At 69.4% G+C, this 17,723-nt stretch carries 19 protein-coding genes; 12 read left to right on the forward strand and 7 right to left on the reverse strand.

Translation table 11 applies throughout. The features are described from left to right. Window positions 1-287 precede the first annotated feature (287 nt). Complete coding sequence (locus J8M51_RS34325; RefSeq protein WP_086757094.1) at window positions 288-2,354, forward strand: RICIN domain-containing protein; 2,067 nt, start codon at window positions 288-290, stop codon at window positions 2,352-2,354. Window positions 2,355-2,483: 129 nt separating this feature from the next. Here the strand turns inward: J8M51_RS34325 and J8M51_RS34330 are convergent, their stop codons facing one another. After that, on the reverse strand, window positions 2,484-2,822 hold the full coding sequence (locus tag J8M51_RS34330; protein ID WP_086757095.1) for a MerR family transcriptional regulator: 339 nt from the start codon (window positions 2,820-2,822) through the stop codon (window positions 2,484-2,486). A 568-nt stretch (window positions 2,823-3,390) separates the two neighbouring features. Between J8M51_RS34330 and J8M51_RS34335 the strand changes: the two genes are divergently transcribed. Beyond that, window positions 3,391-3,750: a hypothetical protein gene (locus tag J8M51_RS34335; RefSeq protein WP_086757097.1), complete on the forward strand. Its 360-nt coding sequence runs from the start codon at window positions 3,391-3,393 to the stop codon at window positions 3,748-3,750. Between the two features lie 56 nt (window positions 3,751-3,806). Here J8M51_RS34335 and J8M51_RS34340 read toward each other — a convergent pair whose 3' ends face one another. Both J8M51_RS34340 and J8M51_RS34345 read right to left on the reverse strand, forming a co-directional pair. Next, window positions 3,807-5,252: a DEAD/DEAH box helicase gene (locus tag J8M51_RS34340; protein ID WP_086757099.1), complete on the reverse strand. Its 1,446-nt coding sequence runs from the start codon at window positions 5,250-5,252 to the stop codon at window positions 3,807-3,809. Between the two features lie 242 nt (window positions 5,253-5,494). Continuing rightward, complete coding sequence (locus J8M51_RS34345; protein WP_086757100.1) at window positions 5,495-5,698, reverse strand: cold-shock protein; 204 nt, start codon at window positions 5,696-5,698, stop codon at window positions 5,495-5,497. A gap of 477 nt (window positions 5,699-6,175) precedes the next feature. On the opposite strand from J8M51_RS34345, the gene J8M51_RS34350 reads away from it, so the two are divergent. Together J8M51_RS34350 and J8M51_RS34355 are read left to right on the forward strand one after the other, a co-directional pair. Then, window positions 6,176-6,733 carry a peptidase inhibitor family I36 protein gene (locus J8M51_RS34350; protein ID WP_256965057.1) on the forward strand — a complete coding sequence of 186 codons (558 nt, stop codon included), beginning with the start codon at window positions 6,176-6,178 and terminating at the stop codon, window positions 6,731-6,733. A 191-nt stretch (window positions 6,734-6,924) separates the two neighbouring features. Beyond that, the gene (locus J8M51_RS34355) at window positions 6,925-7,791 is read left to right on the forward strand and encodes an SDR family oxidoreductase (RefSeq protein ID WP_086757103.1); all 867 of its coding nucleotides are present in this window, start codon (window positions 6,925-6,927) and stop codon (window positions 7,789-7,791) included. A 98-nt stretch (window positions 7,792-7,889) separates the two neighbouring features. Here the strand turns inward: J8M51_RS34355 and J8M51_RS34360 are convergent, their stop codons facing one another. After that, window positions 7,890-8,060 (reverse strand): hypothetical protein, encoded by a 171-nt coding sequence (locus J8M51_RS34360; protein WP_267299740.1) that lies wholly within the window; start codon window positions 8,058-8,060, stop codon window positions 7,890-7,892. A 322-nt stretch (window positions 8,061-8,382) separates the two neighbouring features. Here J8M51_RS34360 and J8M51_RS34365 point away from each other — a divergent pair, with 322 nt between their 5' ends. Together J8M51_RS34365 and J8M51_RS34370 are read left to right on the forward strand one after the other, a co-directional pair. Beyond that, a complete protein-coding gene (locus J8M51_RS34365; protein ID WP_086757105.1) occupies window positions 8,383-9,027 on the forward strand; it encodes an RNA polymerase sigma factor in 645 nt (214 codons plus the stop codon). Continuing rightward, complete coding sequence (locus J8M51_RS34370) at window positions 9,024-10,127, forward strand: CU044_5270 family protein (protein WP_086757106.1); 1,104 nt, start codon at window positions 9,024-9,026, stop codon at window positions 10,125-10,127. Before J8M51_RS34365 ends, J8M51_RS34370 begins: the two co-directional genes overlap by 4 nt. Window positions 10,128-10,585: 458 nt before the next feature. Here the strand turns inward: J8M51_RS34370 and J8M51_RS34375 are convergent, their stop codons facing one another. The 3 genes from J8M51_RS34375 to J8M51_RS34385 all read right to left on the reverse strand — a co-directional run bounded on the left by J8M51_RS34375 (window position 10,586) and on the right by J8M51_RS34385 (window position 11,659). Further along, the gene (locus J8M51_RS34375) at window positions 10,586-10,846 is read right to left on the reverse strand and encodes a hypothetical protein (protein ID WP_086757108.1); all 261 of its coding nucleotides are present in this window, start codon (window positions 10,844-10,846) and stop codon (window positions 10,586-10,588) included. Continuing rightward, window positions 10,843-11,043, reverse strand: coding sequence for a hypothetical protein (locus J8M51_RS34380; protein ID WP_086757110.1), 201 nt, complete (start codon window positions 11,041-11,043; stop codon window positions 10,843-10,845). The genes J8M51_RS34375 and J8M51_RS34380 overlap by 4 nt, the downstream gene beginning before the upstream one ends. 364 nt (window positions 11,044-11,407) lie before the next feature. Further along, window positions 11,408-11,659, reverse strand: a complete 252-nt coding sequence (locus J8M51_RS34385; protein ID WP_143673231.1) for a hypothetical protein — start codon at window positions 11,657-11,659, stop codon at window positions 11,408-11,410. A 133-nt stretch (window positions 11,660-11,792) separates the two neighbouring features. Here J8M51_RS34385 and J8M51_RS34390 point away from each other — a divergent pair, with 133 nt between their 5' ends. The 6 genes from J8M51_RS34390 (at window position 11,793) to J8M51_RS34415 (ending at window position 17,709) form a co-directional block, all read left to right on the forward strand. After that, the gene (locus tag J8M51_RS34390; RefSeq protein ID WP_086757113.1) at window positions 11,793-12,569 is read left to right on the forward strand and encodes a GntR family transcriptional regulator; all 777 of its coding nucleotides are present in this window, start codon (window positions 11,793-11,795) and stop codon (window positions 12,567-12,569) included. Window positions 12,570-12,779: 210 nt separating this feature from the next. Further along, entirely contained in the window at window positions 12,780-13,334 is a 555-nt protein-coding gene (locus tag J8M51_RS34395) for a flavoprotein (RefSeq protein ID WP_256965059.1), read from the forward strand. 4 nt (window positions 13,335-13,338) lie between these two features. After that, on the forward strand, window positions 13,339-13,827 hold the full coding sequence (locus J8M51_RS34400; protein ID WP_086757116.1) for a GNAT family N-acetyltransferase: 489 nt from the start codon (window positions 13,339-13,341) through the stop codon (window positions 13,825-13,827). A 760-nt stretch (window positions 13,828-14,587) separates the two neighbouring features. After that, window positions 14,588-15,493 carry a bile acid:sodium symporter family protein gene (locus J8M51_RS34405; RefSeq protein ID WP_086764652.1) on the forward strand — a complete coding sequence of 302 codons (906 nt, stop codon included), beginning with the start codon at window positions 14,588-14,590 and terminating at the stop codon, window positions 15,491-15,493. 256 nt (window positions 15,494-15,749) lie between these two features. Further along, on the forward strand, window positions 15,750-16,310 hold the full coding sequence (locus J8M51_RS34410; RefSeq protein WP_086764655.1) for a hypothetical protein: 561 nt from the start codon (window positions 15,750-15,752) through the stop codon (window positions 16,308-16,310). 169 nt (window positions 16,311-16,479) lie between these two features. Next, window positions 16,480-17,709 (forward strand): helix-turn-helix domain-containing protein, encoded by a 1,230-nt coding sequence (locus tag J8M51_RS34415; RefSeq protein ID WP_267299741.1) that lies wholly within the window; start codon window positions 16,480-16,482, stop codon window positions 17,707-17,709. The last annotated feature ends 14 nt before the right edge of the window (window positions 17,710-17,723 follow it).

Below are 17,723 nucleotides of genomic sequence, written 5' to 3' on the forward strand. Positions count from 1 at the left end.
ACCGTCGATCGTGTCCACCTTGACGACTCCTTGACCCCCGAGATTGGGACAGTGTAGACATCCGCCTCACAGGATGTTTACGTAAACATCCATTGAGCCAAACCATACGAGAGCACCTCGAACCGTAGTAATACACCGCTCCACGGCGGTGAAACGCACAGCACCGCACCGCACTGACCGCATCGCACCGCAACGCACCGCACCGCGCTGAACGTCGGCCCCCGCTCGGCCCCGATCTCCGTGTACGTCCGCCGGGACGCGGCACACGGAAGAGTTGGAGTACTCGCATGGCACACCGCACCCGTACGAACCGCAGCCGTACGAGACGGCTCTTCGGGGCCATCGGCATCACGGCCCTGGCCACCGGCACGGCCATGGCCACGACCTCCCTGCCGATGGCGCACGCCGACACGACGGCCGCAGCCGCCGCGGTGACGGTCAGCCCCGACCCCTCCTACATGGGCGACAAGTTCGAGGGCTGGGGCACCAGCCTGGTCTGGTTCGCCAACGCCACCGGCGACTACCCGAAGCCGATCCGCGAGAAGCTCGCGAACCTCCTCTTCGGCGAGGACGGCCTCAACCTCAACATCGCCCGCTACAACATCGGCGGCGGCAACGCCCCCGACGTCAAGGACTACCTGCGGGCCGGCGGCGCGGTCGAGGGCTGGTGGAAGGCCCCGGCGGGCACCACCCGCGAGGACGTCGACTGGTGGAGCGCGGACGACGAGAACGACTGGAACAAGGACGCCGACGCCACCCAGCGCTGGTGGATCGACCGCATCAAGAAGGACATCACCCACTGGGAGACCTTCAGCAACTCCCCGCCGTGGTTCATGACGGAGAGCGGCTACGTCTCCGGCGGCTTCGACGCGTCGAAGGACCAGCTGAAGGAGGAGTCGGTCGAGGACTTCGCCAAGTACCTCGTCGGCGCCACCGAGCGCCTGGAGAAGGCCCACGGCATCAAGGTCGACACCCTCGACCCCTTCAACGAGCCCAACACCAACTACTGGGGCACCAAGCTCGGCGCCGACGGCCAGCCGACCGGAGGCCGCCAGGAGGGCGCCCACATAGGCCCGGAACTGCAGCAGAAGGTGCTGCGGGCGCTGGGCCCGGTCCTCGACGACTCCCGCACCCGCGCCGGGATCTCCGCGATGGACGAGACGAACCCGGGCACGTTCGCCACGAACTGGAACTCCTACCCCAAGGAGGTCCGTGACCTGGTCGACCAGATGAACGTCCACACCTACGGCACCAGCCAGCGCACCACGGTCCGCGACCTCGCCAAGGCCGCCGACAAGCCGCTGTGGATGAGCGAGGTCGAGGGCGACTGGGGCGACGGCCAGAGCTTCACCGACATGCGCCCCGGTCTGGGCCTCGCCCAGCGCATGGTCGACGACCTCCGTGAACTGGAGCCCAAGGCCTGGGTGTTCTGGCAGCCGGTCGAGGACTACGACAACATGAAGCCGGGCGGCGAGTCCGCCAAGGGCGGCAACTGGGGCTCGATCCAGCTCTCCTTCGCCTGCACCCAGTCGGACACGCTCGAGACGTGCCCCATCTACACGAACACCAAGTTCGACACGGCCCGTAACTTCACCCACTACATCAAGCCGGGCGACCGTCTGATCAAGACGAACGACGAGTCGAGCACGGCGGCGGTCTCGAAGCACGGCGACAGGGCGACGGTCGTCCACGTCAACAGCACGACGGCCTCCCGCGCGGTGACGGTCGACCTCTCGAAGTTCGGCGAGATCTCCAAGCACGCGACGGTGACCCCCGTCGTCACGGACGCCGCGGGCAAGCTGATCCGCGGGCAGGCCGTGAAGGTCGCGGACAAGAAGGCCACGATCACGGTCCCGGCCCAGTCGGTGACCTCGTTCCTGGTCAAGGGCGTGGACGGCGTCGCCGCCTCCCAGGCCGAACTCCAGGACGACCGCACCTACACCCTCACCGGTGTCCAGAGCAGCAAGAACCTGGCCATCGCGGCGGACGGCAAGAGCCTGAACATCAAGACCCCGAGCACGAGCGGTTCGGGTCAGCGGTGGACCGTGGACCGCATCGGCGACAACACCCCCGACAACCGCGCCCGCTACGCCCTCACCGAGCCCACCTCGGGCAAGCGCCTCGCGATCAGGAACGGCTCCCTGGTGGCCGAGCCGGACACGGGCACCCGCGACACCGCCGCCCAGTGGATCCTCTCCACCACGGGTGACAAGACCTGGACCCTGGTGAACGTGGCCACCGGCCAGCTCCCCGACGTCTACGGCCAGTCCACCAACGACGGCGCCGGAGTCGGCGTCTGGACCCCGAACTCGGGCTACAACCAGCGCTGGAAGCTGACGGACGTCACGTCGTAGGCGTCGTAAGCGACTGCCAGGAAGAAGGACGCTTCGTCACCGGAGCGGTCCAGGACTACGGTCCGTGCGAGGGTCCCGGTCCGGCGGCGGGCCGGGACTCGCGCGCGAGAAACCCGGGCCGGCCTCACTTCAGGCCGGGTCCGGCGGCGCGGCGGACGTGGCCGCGCGGCGGTATTCGGCGTTGATGCGCTGGGCCTCTTCGAGCTGGTCTTCCAGGACGATGATGCGGCAGGCGGCTTCGATGGGTGTGCCCTGGTCGACGAGCTCGCGGGCGCGGGCGGCGATACGCAGCTGGTAGCGGGAGTAGCGGCGGTGACCGCCCTCCGAGCGCAGCGGGGTGATGAGGCGGGCTTCGCCGATGGCGCGGAGGAACCCTTGGGTGGTGCCGAGCATCTCGGCGGCCCGCCCCATGGTGTAGGCGGGGTAGTCGTCGTCGTCGAGACGGTCGTACGAGTCGTCTGCGGTCATTTGCACCTCTCCGGGAAACGCGTCGAGGGGCCCTGGCGCCGTACCGGCACCAGGGCCCCGAAGGAACTACTACACCACCTGCCGGCCCTGACAGGGCGCCGGCGTTCTCTGTCCGCGTACCCGGCCGTGACGACGGCGGGGTCGCGGGGATCGCGGTTGCTTGACCGGAGACCACCTCACTATCGATGTCCTGCGGTACCCGGGCTCAGACTTCCGCCCGGGCGATCCTGATGGCGCGGGTTCCTCCGTTCTGCCTCGGTTCTGCTTTCGCTGATCAACTGCTTGTCACGGGGTACTGCGCTCGCGAGTCCCGCGCCCGCCATGGCCGCGGTCCCGCTCCGGCCGGCAGTTCATGTCTGCCAGGCCCTGCTGTCCTCCTGGGTTACGAGAGAAACCATAACCACGCCACCACCCAATGTCTACTCCGGCCGACATAGATTTCCGTGTGTCCGATAGGCAGGTAATCGATCTCGAACGGTGGAACGAATCGGGTGTGGGGCGGGCATGTCCGGGTCGATCGCGGCTGTGCCGGAGGGCTCCGGACGAGCCGCGCATAGGATCGGCTCTCATGTCGAAGCCTGACGAGCTGCTCGTTGACGTTGCCACGCTGGTGGAGTCCGGGCAGAGCAATCAGATGTCCCTGACCGTGGTCACCGGTGGCGCCGTGGTCACCGGCCGGCTGGCGCCCGAGGCGGTGTGGCGGCAGCGGGTGTCGGAGGTCCTGGCGGACTCGGCCCGCCTGGGAGAGTTCTCCGCCGTCTTCACCGCCGCGGCACGGCGGGACGGGCCGCCCGCGTATCTCCACTTCCACATGGCCCGGATTCTTCAGGGCACGGTGGGAATCCCGGAGACGGGCGGGATGTACCGCGTCTCGATCGCGGACGTCAGCGCCTGGACCATGGGCGACTTCAGCTACTCCGACCACTGACACACGGGAGGGCCCGACCGGCGTACACCGGTCGAGCCCTCCCCACTGCCCGAGTGTCAGGCCGCCGTTCCGGCGGCGGAGCGCCGCCCGCCACCCCACCGGGCGCGGGGGGCCGTACCGCGCTTGCGCTGCTCGGCGGGCGGCGCGGTGATCGTCACGGGAATCCCGGAGGGCGTCCGCGCGCCGGTGATCCGGCTGAGCTCCTCCTCGCCGGAGCGGACCCGGGTGGTCGTGGGCACGATCCCGGCGGCGGCCATGAGGCGGGTCATGTCGCGGCGCTGGTCGGCGGTGACCAGGGTGACGACGCTGCCCGACTCGCCGGCCCGTGCGGTACGGCCGCCGCGGTGGAGGTAGTCCTTGTGGTCGCTCGGCGGGTCCACGTTGACGACGAGGTCGAGGTTGTCGACGTGGATGCCGCGCGCGGCGACGTTGGTCGCGACCAGGACGGTGACATGCCCGGTCTTGAACCGGGCGAGCGTACGGGTGCGCTGCGGCTGCGACTTCCCGCCGTGCAGGGCCGCTGCCCGCACCCCGCAGCCGAGGAGCTCCTCGGTGAGGCGGTCCACGGCGTGCTTGGTGTCCAGGAACATGATCACCCGCCCGTCGCGTGCCGCGATCTCCGTCGTCAGCCGCTGCTTGTCGGGACCGTGCACATGCAGGACGTGGTGCTCCATCGTGGTGACCGCGCCCTGGGAGGGATCCACGGAGTGGACCACGGGGTCGCTGAGATAGCGGCGGACCAGGAGGTCGACGTTGCGGTCCAGGGTCGCGGAGAACAGCAGTCGCTGGCCGTCGGGCCGGACCTGGTCGAGGAGTGCGGTGACCTGTGGCATGAAGCCCATGTCGGCCATCTGGTCGGCCTCGTCGAGGACGGTGATGGCGACCCGGTCCAGCCGGCAGTCGCCGCGGTCGATGAAGTCCTTGAGCCGGCCGGGGGTGGCCACGACGACCTCGGCGCCGCCGCGCAGCGCGCTCGCCTGCCGGCCCATCGGCATGCCGCCGACGACGGTGGCCAGACGCAGCCGCACGGCGCGGGCGTACGGGGTGAGCGCGTCGGTGACCTGCTGCGCGAGTTCCCGGGTGGGGACGAGGACGAGCGCCAGCGGCTGCCGGGGCTCGGCCCGCTGTCCGGCGGTACGGGCCAGCAGCGCGAGGCCGAAGGCGAGGGTCTTGCCGGACCCGGTCCGCCCCCGGCCGAGGACGTCACGGCCCGCCAGGGAGTTCGGCAGTGTCGCCCCCTGGATGGGGAACGGGACGGACACGCCCTGCGCGGTCAGGGCGGCCAGGAGCCCCCGGGACAGGCCGAGATCGGCGAAGCTCTCGACGGCGGGCAGCGCCGGAGTGATCGTCTTCGGCAGCGCGAACTCGCCCTGCACCGCGCCGGGCCGCCGCCCGGACCCACCGGAACGCTTCGGTCCTCCCGACCGGCTCGGGGCGGACGCCGATCCGAAGCGACTGCCCCGGCGGGTGCGGGTAGAACGGCTGGTGCGTGTGGGGTTCATTCAGAGCCTTCCTCGACACGGCACGTATCGCGGAATTCCGGCAACGAATGAACAGCGTACGGAATCACAGGCACGGGCCGAATGAAATGCGAGCCAATTTCGAGAGAAACAGGAAATAAGCCCTGGGAAATGCGCGCAGCTGGGGCCCGCACCCCGAGGGATGCGGGCCCCAGCTACGTATTACGCGTCAGCGCCAAGCATCAAGTACTAAGCACTAAGTACTAAGCACTAAGCATCAGGCGTCAGACGGAAACGATGTTCTCGGCCGTCGGACCCTTCTGACCCTGCGCGATGTCGAAGGAGACCTTCTGGCCCTCCTGGAGCTCGCGGAAGCCCTGGGCGGCGATGTTCGAGAAGTGGGCGAACACGTCGGGGCCGCCACCGTCCTGCTCGATGAAGCCGAAACCCTTTTCCGCGTTGAACCACTTCACGGTGCCAACAGCCATGTCATATCTCCCTTGGGGCAGTGCGCCGGCCTCCGTACCGTACGGATGCCGTGTCGCTGCGATGATGCCCTGCCCGGAAAATGACCGGAAATACAAAACACTTCCCACGGTGCGCGGCCGACGGGAGGTGCCTGAAGTTTTCTGGGTACCAAAACTGCAACTGGTTTCGACAGTAGCACGTCGCCGCAGCCCGGGTCTGTCGAAAATTCCGTTCCTGTACGGCGCCGACAAAAACCCTCTCCGTGATGGCCGTAAAAGTCTCAGACCGCGAACACAGGTATTTCCGGGCCTCGGGTCTGACGGCGGACACCGAGGTGCACCGATGTACAGGGTGACCAGCGGTATTCGACCGTGCTCGAAACGCCTGGTGCGGGTCGGCGGACGCCGCTGACGATGAGGGTGTCGCAGGAACGACGGTTCCGGCCCCACTCAAGGGAGAGACGCGTGAATCCACGGAAGTCACGAAAGTCGTCGAGCATGCGCCGTGCCTCGCTCGCACTCGCACTGGTAGCCGCGTCCGTGCTCACCACGGCTCTGGCCTCGCCGTCGTTCGCCGTCCCGGCCCGGACCACCTCGTCGGCGCAGGCGGCGGATGCCAGGGTGGAGCAGCAGATCCAGGACGTACTGCGCCAGAACGAGGGCGCCGAGCGGGTGGCCAAGGACCGGATACGGCTGGAGCCGGGCGTCGAGCTGACTGTCGCGTCGTCCACCCGCGCGGCGGCCGGCATCGGCGACTGCCGGCCCGGTTACGCCTGCGTGTGGCAACACAGCAACTTCACCGGCAACCGCCTGGACTTCTACTACTACCGCTCCTACGAACTCGCCGGCTACCCCATGCCCGGCGGCGGCACCTGGCAGGACCAGATCAGCTCCTTCTTCAACAACCAGACCGGAGGCGCCTGGATGGTCGGCAGGAACTGGCTCACCGAGGGCGGCAGCAGCGGCTGGGAGTGGATCTTCGGCGGCCCGGGCGCATACCGCGAGGCCCAGGTGAGCGCCAACGACCAAGCCGATCTGATCGAGTTGTACGCGTAAGCCCGGAACATGAGGGACACGGCGCGGCGGCGCACCAGCATGGTGCCCCGCCGCGTTCCGCGTCACCGCCACCGGACCACCACCCGGACACGGAAGGCCGCGTTGGGGCTCTGGGGACGACTGTTGACGGTGTCAGGGCCCGACCCGAGGGCAGCCGGCCTCCCACCAACTCTCCGCTACCGTGGGCGTTCATGAGGGTCCTGATCATCGGTGGCAGTGGCTTTCTCGGAACAGAACTGGTCCGACAAGCCATCGCGGCGGGGCACGAAACGGCCGCGACGTTCGCCTCCCGACCGGGCGGGTCCTCGGGCGTCGCCTGGCATCGGCTTGACGTCCGGGACCCTGTGGGTGTTGCCAGGTTGCTTGCAGACGTCGACCCCTCGATCGTCATCAATGCGTCCAGTGGCCTGGCTGATTGGGCGGTCACCGCCGACGGCGCTGTCCGCGTGGCGCTGGCTGCCGCCGAGCAAGGCTGCCGCCTGGCCCACGTCTCCAGTGACGCGGTGTTCTCGGGCGCGCACGTCCGCTACGACGAGAGCAGCCTGCCCGATCCGGTCACCCCCTATGGCGCCGCAAAGGCCGCAGCTGAGACGGCGGTGCGACTGCTGGTGCCGGGTGCCGTCGTCGCTCGCACCTCGCTGATCCTCGGACACGGGCGGTCTGGGCACGAGCGCATCGTGCATGATCTGGCGGCCGGCACCCGCGGCGGGGTCCTCTTCACCGACGACATCCGTTGCCCGGTGCATGTCGAAGACTTGGCCGCTGCCTTGTGGGAGATCGCGCTGTCCGACGCGGCCGGGGTGTTCCACCTCGCCGGGGCGGATGCCTTGAGCCGTCACGACCTCGGCATGCTCATCGCCCACCATCAAGGACTTGACGGTGCGCAGCTTCCCACTGGGCGGCGCGCCGACACCAACCTGCTCGGGGCACTCGACGTACGCCTCGACAGCCGCGCAACGCAACAGCGGCTGCGAACCAGGCTCCGCGGCGCCCACGAGTTCCTCCGCGAAGACGCCCGCCGCACCCAGGATCCGCTCCAGCTGCCCCGGCAGCAGTAGTTGTGTACGGACCTCTTCGTCCCGAAGCAACTTGGGTGGGCTGGCGTTGTCACGCAGTTGGACACGCATCCTGTGCGGCTTCCAGCGGATCAGAGAGATCAGAGACTCCGATAGATCAGCCAACCGCCAAGACCGAGCAACGCCGGGGAGCCCAGGAACCACATGGCCGTCCCGGTCTGCCACAGCTGGCCGTCACTGACCTTGCGGCTGAGGATGCCAAGCACTGGAAGTCCGACGGTGATCACAAGTATGCCGACGAAGAGACCCACGCTGCTGCCCCCGTTGGTCGCTGGTCATAGAAGCGTAGGGGGCCGGTGACCGCCCGTGCCGGTGGGCGTTGCCGGATCAGCCTGTTCCGTGCCCGCGTTCGGCCTCGACACCTCCAACAGCCATGCGACCAGCCTGCGCACCCCCGGACCGTGTCCCGCATCGGATCGGCCCCCTTGTCTTCGAGCCTCGCAGCCTGAGCGGTGTGCGGCTGAGCGGCTGCCCTGTCCACCGAGTCCTCGTGCGGTCACCGCCCCGGTGACCTGTACGACGGCTGTGACGTGTCTCACCGGAACTCGCCCGCACCGTACGTCAGCTCAAGACGTGACCACAGATATGCGAACCCGGGTGCGAAACGGAGATCCGGACGCCTTCGCGGAACTCTTCGACGCGTGCGCCCGCGCGGTGTACAACCACGCCTTCCGGCTGACCGCCGACTGGTCGCTGGCCGAGGACGTGATGTCGACGACCTTCATGGAGGCGTGGCGGCGCCGTGCCTCGGTCGAGGCCGTAGGCGGCTCGCTGCGGCCGTGGCTGCTGGGCATCGCCACCAACGTCGCCCGCTCCCACCACCGCAGCAACCGCCGCTACCGCAACGCGGCGAGCGCCGCGGCCGCCGCGCACGCCGCCGAGGAACGGGTCGAGGACCACGCCGAGGAGACCGCCGGACGCCTGGACGACCGGCGCCGTATCAACGCCACGCTCGCCGCCCTCAGCCTGCTCAAGCGCCCCGAGCGTGAGGTCCTGACGCTGTGCCTGTGTGAGGGGCTGGAGTACGCCGAGGCGGCCCGCGCCCTGGGTATCCCGGTCGGCACCGTCCGCTCCCGCCTCTCCCGCGCCCGCGCCAAGCTGCGCAAGCTCGCCGACGCGCAACTGCTCGGAGAAAAAAGGGAACCCACCCGCACGAACCGGCAGATAACAGGTGATCGCGGATACGCGGTCCGGTCCGCACAGGAAGGAAACCGATGAACGCCAGCCCCTCCCACCGGCCCCACCCGGCCGAGTGGACGGAGACGCAGAGTCTGCTGCCCTCCGCCGAGCGGGATCTGCCGGCGGGCCGCCACCAGTTCCACAAGGAGCAGATGATGGCCCGGATCCACGAAGACCTCCGCACCCCCTCCCGTACGTCCGCCACCTCTCCGGTCACGCCCGTGAAGCGCTCCCACCCGTTCCTGCGCCGTACGATCCTCCTGCCCGCCGCGGCCTTCGCCCTGGCCGGCGCGGTCGCGGGCGGCCTCGCCCTCACCGGCGGCGGGGCCCACGGCGGCACGGCCGCCGGCGGCACGACCGACCTGGCCACCGGCCCCGCACTGACCACCAGGATCGGCGTCGCCGACGACAAGGGCGCCCCCCAGCTCCTCGAACGCATCTCCCTGGCCGCCGCCGACACCTCCGAGCCCACCCCGCGCAAGGGCCAGTACATCTACATCGCCTCGAAGGTGGCCGACACCTACATCGCGGTCGACGGAGACAACAAGAGCGAGGCGGTCAGTACCGAGCTGCACTCCCGCCAGGTCTGGAAATCCCTCGACGGCAGGGACGGCTGGCTGATCGAGGCCGGTGAGACCAGCGACAAGGGCATCACCCTGCAGAGCGACACCCCGGGCAGCGGCGCCTACAACGCCCTGGCCGAGCTGCCGACCGACCCCGACGCGCTGCTCCAGCGGATCTACCGCGCTTCGGACGCCGTCCGGGACCCCGAAGTCCCCCGCGACCAGGCGGCCTTCGTCGCGATCGGCGACATGCTCTTCGAAAGCTACCCGCCCGCCGAGGTCGGCGCCGCCCTCTACAAGGCCGCGGCCAAGATCCCCGGCGTCGTCGCGGTGAATGACGCGGTCGACGCCACGGGCAGGCACGGGATCGCGATCGCGCGGGAGAACCCCGTGGCCGGCGAGCGCACCGAGTGGATCTTCGACAAGAAGACGCTGCGGTTCCTCGGCGAGCGCGTCGTGGTGGTCAAGGCCATGGCTGACAGCCCCCTCAAGGTCGGTACCGTCGCGCACACCAGCGCGATCACCGAGCGCGCGGTCGTCGACGCCACCAAGCAGGTCCCCGGGCAGGCGAGCTGAATACGCGACAGAACCACAAGCGCCTCGCCCACTTGATGGTTGGCGGTGGCCGTGATCAGGACTTCTGAGCGCGTCGTTGCGGCATGTGGCCGGAGGCTGGGACTGGAGTTGGCGGGGTAGGCCGCGAGTGCTTGTGAGCGGCTTCGAAGGCGGGGCGTGTCGGTGTACGTTGCGACGGATGCCCGAGCGGTGTGCCGGCTCCGGGCTGTGAGGGGTTGCCGCGTTGCTTCGCGAGGCTGTTCTCGGCAGCGGGGACGGATGACGATCCTGCCCTCCGACGCGGAGGGCATGGCCTGTTGGTGGAAAGGGCTGATTCCCGCTCCGTCGGAGGCTGTTGAACCGCCTGCGTGACCTTCGGGCCCGAGGCAGGCACTCTCAGGCGCCTTCGCTCCGCCTCCCGGTGGGCCTGGTTCGGGTCTGCCGGGAGGCCTTGGTGCTGGTCTGTGCTGTGGAGCTTCCTACGCCCGCCCCACGATGTGCGCCATCCCGGGCGAGGTCTGAACCGATTGGCGGCAGTCCGGTGCGGTGGGTGGGGGCGGCTCGCCGTCGAGTGCGCGGCACAGGGCCGCGTGCAGGTGCTCGGCCTCGGCGAGGGTGAGGGTGAGTTCCGTGTCCGTGGCGTGGCCGTCGGTGAGGGACAGGCATAGGGGTACGGCGAGTTGGTCGTCGGCTGTGCGGCGTACGGGGCGGCCCTGCGGGCGCTTGACGGTCCAGGTCATGGCGTCGTCGTCTTTCCGATGCGGGCCAGGCGGTACGTGCCCCAGAGTTCGCGTCCGTCCTCGCAGCCGTCCTGGGCCTTGGGGGTGCCCTTGCAGCCGACGGCGCACTTGCGGGTGTGCTCGAACCAGAGGCGGTAGGCGCGGAGCATGGGGATGTCGGTGCGGGGTGGGGCGGACGGATTCTGGCTGTTGGGCATTAGCTCACCTCCGCGAGTCGACGGGCGTACCGGAGGTGTTGGCGTACCTCGGGTGTCAGGAGGTAGGCGCCCACGAGAGTGCTGCTGATGTCGTCGGGAGTGATGGCCGGTAGTTCTGCGCGGGGTTGTGGTTGGGAGCCTCTGCGGCGACGGGCGCTTGCGAGGAAGGCGGCCCACATCTCCGGTGAGGGGGAGCGCGGTGGTGGGCCCGGCCACAGGGCCGGTCCTTCGCATGGAGGCGGAGGTTGGTGATGGACTTCCGGTGCGGGCAGGCCGAACAGCATGGCCCTGACCCAGGCAAGTGCCTGTGATGCAAGGTGCATTGTCGATCTCCTGGTGGGGTCGGTCATGCCCCGGGGCCGTGTCAGCGGCCGGCGGGGCTTTCTGTGGCCTTATTGAGGACGAGTGCCCAGAGGTGGTCGCCTTCGCCGGTGCGGCGATGTCCGTACACGTCGGCGTCGGCGATGGCGGCCAGGACGGCTCTGCGTGAGGTCTCGCTCAGCTCTCTCGGTAGGTCCACTTCCAGTCGGACGCCGAGGGGGAACTCCGCGCTGCGCACCTCGGCCCCCGTGGCGTCGGTCAGTCGTGCGGCAATGCTTTCGGCCTTCGGGCGCACGGTTCTCCCAAGTGAGCGCACCATTACTTGGAGTACTTCTACTTCAGTAGCTTCTACCTGATGCAGTAGCTTGTCAATGTCGTCGTCAACCGCACCATCAGCCCTGCGCGTTCAGGGCAGCACGGAGAGCCGTATGCCGAGAGAGGCCCCGTACCTCGATGTCGCGGACGACCTGCGCCGCCGGGTGAGGGCGGGTGAGTGGGCCGTCGGTGAGCGTCTGCCGTCGCGGGCGCAGCTCGCCGAGGGGTACGGGGTGGGGCGCAATGTCACGCAACGTGCCATGGAGCGCCTGATCATCGAGGGCATTCTGGAGGGGCGGGCCGGTTCTGGGACGTACGTCCGCGCGCCGCGTGAGCGGTTGCGGATGATCCGGTCCCGGCATCGTGAGCATCGGGGTGGCTCGCCGTTCCGCGCCGACATGAAGGAGCAGGGGCGGCGCGGTACTTGGGAGTCGCACAGTCAGGCCCGCGTTCCCGCGCCGGAGCGCATCGCCGAGCGGCTCGCCGAGCGGCTCGCCGTCGATCCGGGTGCCCCCTGCGTCGTAACCCGCTACGAGTTTCTCGCCGACGGTCAGTCGGTTCAGCTGTCGGAGTCCTGGGAGCCGATGGCCATCACCGACGGCACGCCCGTCGTCCTCCCGGAGATGGGGCCGCTCGCCGGCATGGGGGTCGTGGAGCGGATGAGGTCCATCGGGGTCGTCATCGAGACCGCTGTCGAGGTTCCGCGCCCTGGCCGGGCCACTCAGGAAGAGGCCAATCTGCTGGGTGTCAGCGTCGGGGAACTGCTGACCCGTATCGAGCGCACGTACTACGACGGTGACGGTCGTCCCGTCGAGACTGCGGACATCACCGTGCCCGACGGGCGCTGGGAGATTGCCTACGAGTTCCCGATCGAGCACCCCGCGACCTGAAGCGAGCAGGCGCTGGCTCGGGGAGGAATGGTGCGTGTGCTCCGGCAAGGTCGCTTCGATCCGACTCCCGCACCCACTCCCATGCCCGCGCCACGAGTTGGACGCAGTGCCTGCGCGGGCATGCCCAGCAGCGTCCGGGCCTGGCCTATTAGGTGCTGCTGGTCTCGACAGCCTGTTGCAGGGCGTGGCCGGACGGTGTGGACTTCCTCGGTGACCCAGGTCCTGTATCTCATCTCCTGCGCTGCCCCGCCCACCCGATCCATCGCCACAGGTATCCGCAAGGCGCAGGCCGCCGGGTGGGAGGTCTGCCTCGTCCTCAGCCCGTCCGCGTACCGCTGGGTCGAGCCCGACCTTGACGGACTCCGAGCGCTCACCGGGCATCCGGTCCGTCACGAGTACAAGCATCCTGACGCCGCCGACGTTCTGCCCCCGCCGGACGCGATCCTCGCGGCGCCCGTCACGCTCAATACGCTGACCAAATGGGCCGACGGGCACTCGGACACCCTGGCGCTCGGCCTGGTGACGGAGGCGATCGGGCTTGAACTGCCGCTGGTCGCACTGCCGTTCATCAACCGGGCGCAGGCGGCGCATCCCGCGCTCGGCCGAGCCGTTTCCGTTCTCCGGGGCTGCGGGGTGACCGTGCTGCTCGGCGAAGGCGGCTTCGTTCCCCACGAGCCCAAGCATGGTGATGTGGACGGGTATCCCTGGGACGCGGCGATCGCGGCTCTGCCGGTGTCCGCGATCCACGGACGAGACGAGGGGTGACCCCATGTCCGTTGAGCCGCTGACGACCAGCTACTACACCCACGGACGTCTGGCGGAGGTCCGCCGCACCCTGCTGGACGTGTACGCCGACGTGTACGCGGAGGACATCGCCACCGATCCGTTCTTCTCCATGGAGCGGTTCGAGGAGCGGTTGGAGGCTCATGGGGCGGCCGGTGGGTGGGGGTGTGTCGTCGCTGAGGTCGGGGGTGAAGTGGCCGGCTTCACCTATGGGTTCACGGCGCGCGACGACGGGACGACGTTCAAGTTGTGCGAGAACATGCTGCGCGAGAAGTGGCGTAAGCGGGGGATTTCGCAGGTCATGCATGGGGAGTTGGTGGGCCAGCGGGCGGAGGCGCGGGCTGAGTTGCTGGTGCGGCGGGAGCGGCCGCGGTTGCGGGCGATGTATGAGGGTTGGGGGTATGCGCAGGTAGGGGAGAAGCTGCCGTTCCCTGACTCGCCGTTGTACGACGTCATGGTTCTCGCTCTGCGCTGAACCGGGCAGAGCCGATGGGTGGTGACTGAGCAGTGGTCCTGCTGTGGTGGTGCGTCGGTGCGTCGGTGCGTCGGTGCGTCGGTGCGTCGGTGCGTCGGTGCGTCGGTGCGTCGGTGCGTCGGTGCGCGGCGCGTGTTGCCTACGGCTCGTGACACGATCTTGTTGAAGTGACGATGGTTCAGAGCGCTGGTACTCGCCGCATCCGGGGCGAGGCGGGGGAGATGAGCGTGGGAGCGGAACCGTCCGGTACCCCGAGCCGTCGGCTCAGCGGAATGGGCCTCGGTGTCCTCGTCGGCGGGCTGACCTCAGTGGTGACCATCACTGCGGTGGGGAGGGCATGGGCCGCTTGTGACGTGGGCGGCAACGCGGGAGCCAACGGCATGGCTTTGCTGTTTCTGGCGCCTCTCATATGGATTGCCACCGCGGTTCCGTGGGTGATCCTGCACAGCACCCTCGGGAGACGTCATCGCGGGACAGCGCTGACGTCAGGGCTCGTCCTCACCTTGTGGTTCACCTGGTTCCTTGTCACCTGGCTCGGCATGCCGGACTCCTACCCCGCCCCGTTGTGCCCCGGCAACGTCCCACCCTGGTGGCCGGGCTTCATCCCGGCATGACCCACCCCACCCCACCCCACCCTGAAGCCCTGACACAAACCTTGTAACAGTGCCCGGCTGCTGCTTCACTGTGGCGACTTGTGGGCCGTGCGGCGGTCTCGCAGCTCAGCCGCTGCTGTCATGCCGTCATCGAGGAAGCGTGAGGCATGAAGGATTCAGCGCTGATCACGGTCGGGTTGCCCGTCGCGCTCGCCGTGATCATGTTCGGTCTCGGGCTCTCGCTCACCACGGACGACTTCAGGCGCGTGGCCCGTTCGCCGAAGGCGGTCGCGTTCGCGCTGACTGTGCAGATCCTGGTGCTGCCGCTGGTCGCCTTCGGGTTGGTGACGGCCTTCGACATGGACCCGTTGCTCGCGGTGGGGGTGATGCTTCTGGCGGCGTCTCCGGGCGGGACCACCGCCAATCTGTTCAGTCATCTGTTCCGCGGGGACGTGGCGTTCAACATCACGCTCACCGCGATCAATTCCGTGCTGGCGGCCGTCACCATTCCCCTCGTCACCAATCTGGCGATCGGTTACTTCGACGCCGAGGGGGATCTGGGACTGCAGTTCGGCAAGGTGGTGCAGGTCATCGCCATCGTGCTGATACCGGTCGGCATCGGCATGCTCGTACGGAAACGGTCCGCGGAGTTCGCCGCCCGAGCCGACCGTCCGGTCCGGGTGTTCTCCATCGCCGTCCTGGTCGCCGTGTCCCTGGCGGCGCTGCTGGGCGAGCGGGAGAATCTCGCCGACTACCTCCGCCAAGTCGGCCTGGTCACCGGCCTCTTCTGCCTCGCGAGCCTCAGCATCGGCTACGGCGGTGCCAGGGTCCTTCGCCTCAATGAGCCGCAGGCCGTCGCCAGCGCCATGGAGGTGGGCATCCACAACACCACCGTGGCTCTCACCATCGCGCTGAGCATCCTCGACAGCACCGAGGTGGCCATTCCCAGTGCCGTCTACTCGGTTCTGATGTACGTCCTGGCGACCGCTTTCGGCTACGCCATCACCCGGCCTCGGTCCCGGACCCGGACCCGGCCCGGGAGCCGCTCGGGAGACCCGTCGGCGACGGGCTGAGCCGGTCCGACCGGTGTCACCACCGCCTGGCCCCGAGGCGGTCCGCCGTGGCCGCGCGGCGTCCCAGGGCATTCCGGAGGCCGTTGTTCCCGCAGGTCAACGGGGGTGGATCCGTTCCGGTGGCGGGTACGGGGCGGTGGCTGTTGTGGTGCTTCCCCGGCGTCCTCGAAGCTCTGGACGTCGCCCCGGCCGAGGCACGACGACCGCCTCGGCACCGGTCCGGCGACGACATCGGGATCAGAGAGAGAAGACGCACATGAACAGCAAGTTCCTCGTACGCCGTCGCCCGGGGCTTCGCGCGGCGGCCGTCGGCCTCGTGCTCGCCGTCGGCCTCGGTGCGGCGGCGCAGGTGCCGGCCCAGGCGTCCATCCCGGCCCAGGCGTCCGTCCAGGCCCCCGCGAAGGCACCCGCCGCAGCGGCGAAGGCCGTCACCGGCACGGCCAAGTCGGTCACCGGTACGCCCGGCCAGGCCGTGACCCGGGTCGCCGACTTCTACGGCGCGTACATCGACGCGAAGGGCGACTACACGGACCCGGACGTCACGCTGGCCAAGGCCCTCCGCAAGCACTACCTGACGCCCGACTTCGCCAAGCGGCTCGCGGCCTGGGAGACGAAGAACGGGGCGGACGGCGTCCTGCGCGCCCAGAACGTACCGGCGCGGTGGACGGTCACCGACAACGGCAGCCTGGGGCACAGCCACGAGGTCGTCGTCACCCTGACCTTCGGCAGCGGGAAGACGACGCAGAAGACCAAGCTCTACGTGCTGGTGGAGCGGTACAACCGCATCTCCGAGATCGCGACCACGAGCGCCGGCTGACGCGGAGCCCGCCCGTCCGGCCGGGCGGGGTACCGGCCCCGGTGGAACCATCCCCGCCCGGCCGACGTGCACTGAGAGCAGGGCCCGGGACGCGGAACCCCGGGCGGTGACGGGGGAACGACCGGGGGCGGCGGGGATGAGGGGAATGACAGGGAACCACGGGGGGACGATGCCGATTCCGGACGACGCCGAGGAGTTCGCGGCGTTGCTGCGTCGGCTGAAGGACCGCACCGGCCGGAGTTACGGTTCCCTGGCCCGCCGCGTCGACATGAACACCTCCACGCTGTACCGGTACTGCGCGGGCGCGGCGGTGCCGCAGGACTTCGCGCCCGTGGAACGGCTCGCGACCTTCTGCGGCGCGACCGCGCAGGAGCGGCTCGACCTGCACCGGCTGTGGCTGTCGGCGGTGGCGGCCCGACAGCGGGTGCGTACGGTCGACGCGCCGGCCGAGGCGACCCCGGCCCCCGCCCCGGACGAGCACTCCCACTCCTCCTCAGCCTCTCCCCACCTCTGGTACCGCCGCCCACGGCGCCTCGTATCCACCGCCGTCGCCACTGCCGTCGCACTGCTCGCCACCGCCGGTACGTCAGTCCTCCTGTCCGACGACCGCTCCTCCCAGGTGGACACCTCCCACCCCACGAGCCCCCGGACCACCGCCGCCGGAGCCCCCGGCCGCTCGTCGGAACCGTCAGACCCCTCGGACACGGACACGGACACGGACGCGTACACGAAGCCAGCCGCCGACCTGCCCCTGACCTGGAGCGTCGACCCCCTGGTCTGGGACAAGGGCTGCGACCACGACTACGTCATCGGCGAGCCGCCCGCGGAGGTGCCGCCCCCTCCGCTGGAGCAGGACGCCGGGGTGTGGGCGGCCACGCAGGACGCGGTGAACGGGCGGCGGACGAAGGTGCGGATCTCGGTGCAGGGGCGGTCGTCGACGGCCGTGATCCTGGAGGCGCTCCGCGTCCGCGTCGTCAGCCGTGGCACCCCGGTCCCCGGGAACGCGTACGCGATGGGCCAGGGCTGCGGCAGCGATCTCACGCCCCGCAGCTTCACCGTGAACCTCGACGTGAACCGCCCCGTCGCGCAGCCCGAGGACGGCACGGACGCCGGTGCCGACGCCGGCGCGGACGGTCAACGCACCATCCCCGCCGTGCACTTCCCCTACCGCGTCTCCGCCGAGGACCCGGAGGTGCTGCTGGTCGACGCGACGACACAGACCTACGACGCCCGCTGGTACCTCGAACTGGAATGGTCCTCCCAGGGCCGCACCGGGACGATCCGCATCGACGACGACGGCCGCCCGTTCCACACCACCGGCATCGAGGGTATGCCGCACTACTGGTACGGCACGAACGACGCCGAGGAGCGGGCCTGGGTCCCGCTCGACAGCCACTAGAGCCACTAGCGGGG

The organism is Streptomyces griseiscabiei (assembly GCF_020010925.1).
In the GTDB taxonomy this organism is placed as follows: domain Bacteria; phylum Actinomycetota; class Actinomycetes; order Streptomycetales; family Streptomycetaceae; genus Streptomyces; species Streptomyces griseiscabiei.

Excerpts from the sequence above, each read along its gene's own strand:
- J8M51_RS34370 (WP_086757106.1), top strand. The coding sequence starts at position 9,024 with ATGAACGCCAGCCCCTCCCACCGGCCCCACCCGGCCGAGTGGACGGAG.
- J8M51_RS34355 (WP_086757103.1), top strand. The coding sequence starts at position 6,925 with ATGAGGGTCCTGATCATCGGTGGCAGTGGCTTTCTCGGAACAGAACTG.
- J8M51_RS34325 (WP_086757094.1), top strand. The coding sequence starts at position 288 with ATGGCACACCGCACCCGTACGAACCGCAGCCGTACGAGACGGCTCTTC.
- J8M51_RS34345 (WP_086757100.1), bottom strand. The coding sequence starts at position 5,698 with ATGGCTGTTGGCACCGTGAAGTGGTTCAACGCGGAAAAGGGTTTCGGC.
- J8M51_RS34390 (WP_086757113.1), top strand. The coding sequence starts at position 11,793 with ATGCCGAGAGAGGCCCCGTACCTCGATGTCGCGGACGACCTGCGCCGC.
- J8M51_RS34410 (WP_086764655.1), top strand. The coding sequence starts at position 15,750 with ATGAACAGCAAGTTCCTCGTACGCCGTCGCCCGGGGCTTCGCGCGGCG.
- J8M51_RS34350 (WP_256965057.1), top strand. The coding sequence starts at position 6,176 with ATGCGCCGTGCCTCGCTCGCACTCGCACTGGTAGCCGCGTCCGTGCTC.
- J8M51_RS34405 (WP_086764652.1), top strand. The coding sequence starts at position 14,588 with ATGAAGGATTCAGCGCTGATCACGGTCGGGTTGCCCGTCGCGCTCGCC.
- J8M51_RS34380 (WP_086757110.1), bottom strand. The coding sequence starts at position 11,043 with ATGCCCAACAGCCAGAATCCGTCCGCCCCACCCCGCACCGACATCCCC.
- J8M51_RS34330 (WP_086757095.1), bottom strand. The coding sequence starts at position 2,822 with ATGACCGCAGACGACTCGTACGACCGTCTCGACGACGACGACTACCCC.
- J8M51_RS34335 (WP_086757097.1), top strand. The coding sequence starts at position 3,391 with ATGTCGAAGCCTGACGAGCTGCTCGTTGACGTTGCCACGCTGGTGGAG.
- J8M51_RS34415 (WP_267299741.1), top strand. The coding sequence starts at position 16,480 with ATGCCGATTCCGGACGACGCCGAGGAGTTCGCGGCGTTGCTGCGTCGG.
- J8M51_RS34400 (WP_086757116.1), top strand. The coding sequence starts at position 13,339 with ATGTCCGTTGAGCCGCTGACGACCAGCTACTACACCCACGGACGTCTG.
- J8M51_RS34375 (WP_086757108.1), bottom strand. The coding sequence starts at position 10,846 with ATGACCTGGACCGTCAAGCGCCCGCAGGGCCGCCCCGTACGCCGCACA.
- J8M51_RS34340 (WP_086757099.1), bottom strand. The coding sequence starts at position 5,252 with ATGAACCCCACACGCACCAGCCGTTCTACCCGCACCCGCCGGGGCAGT.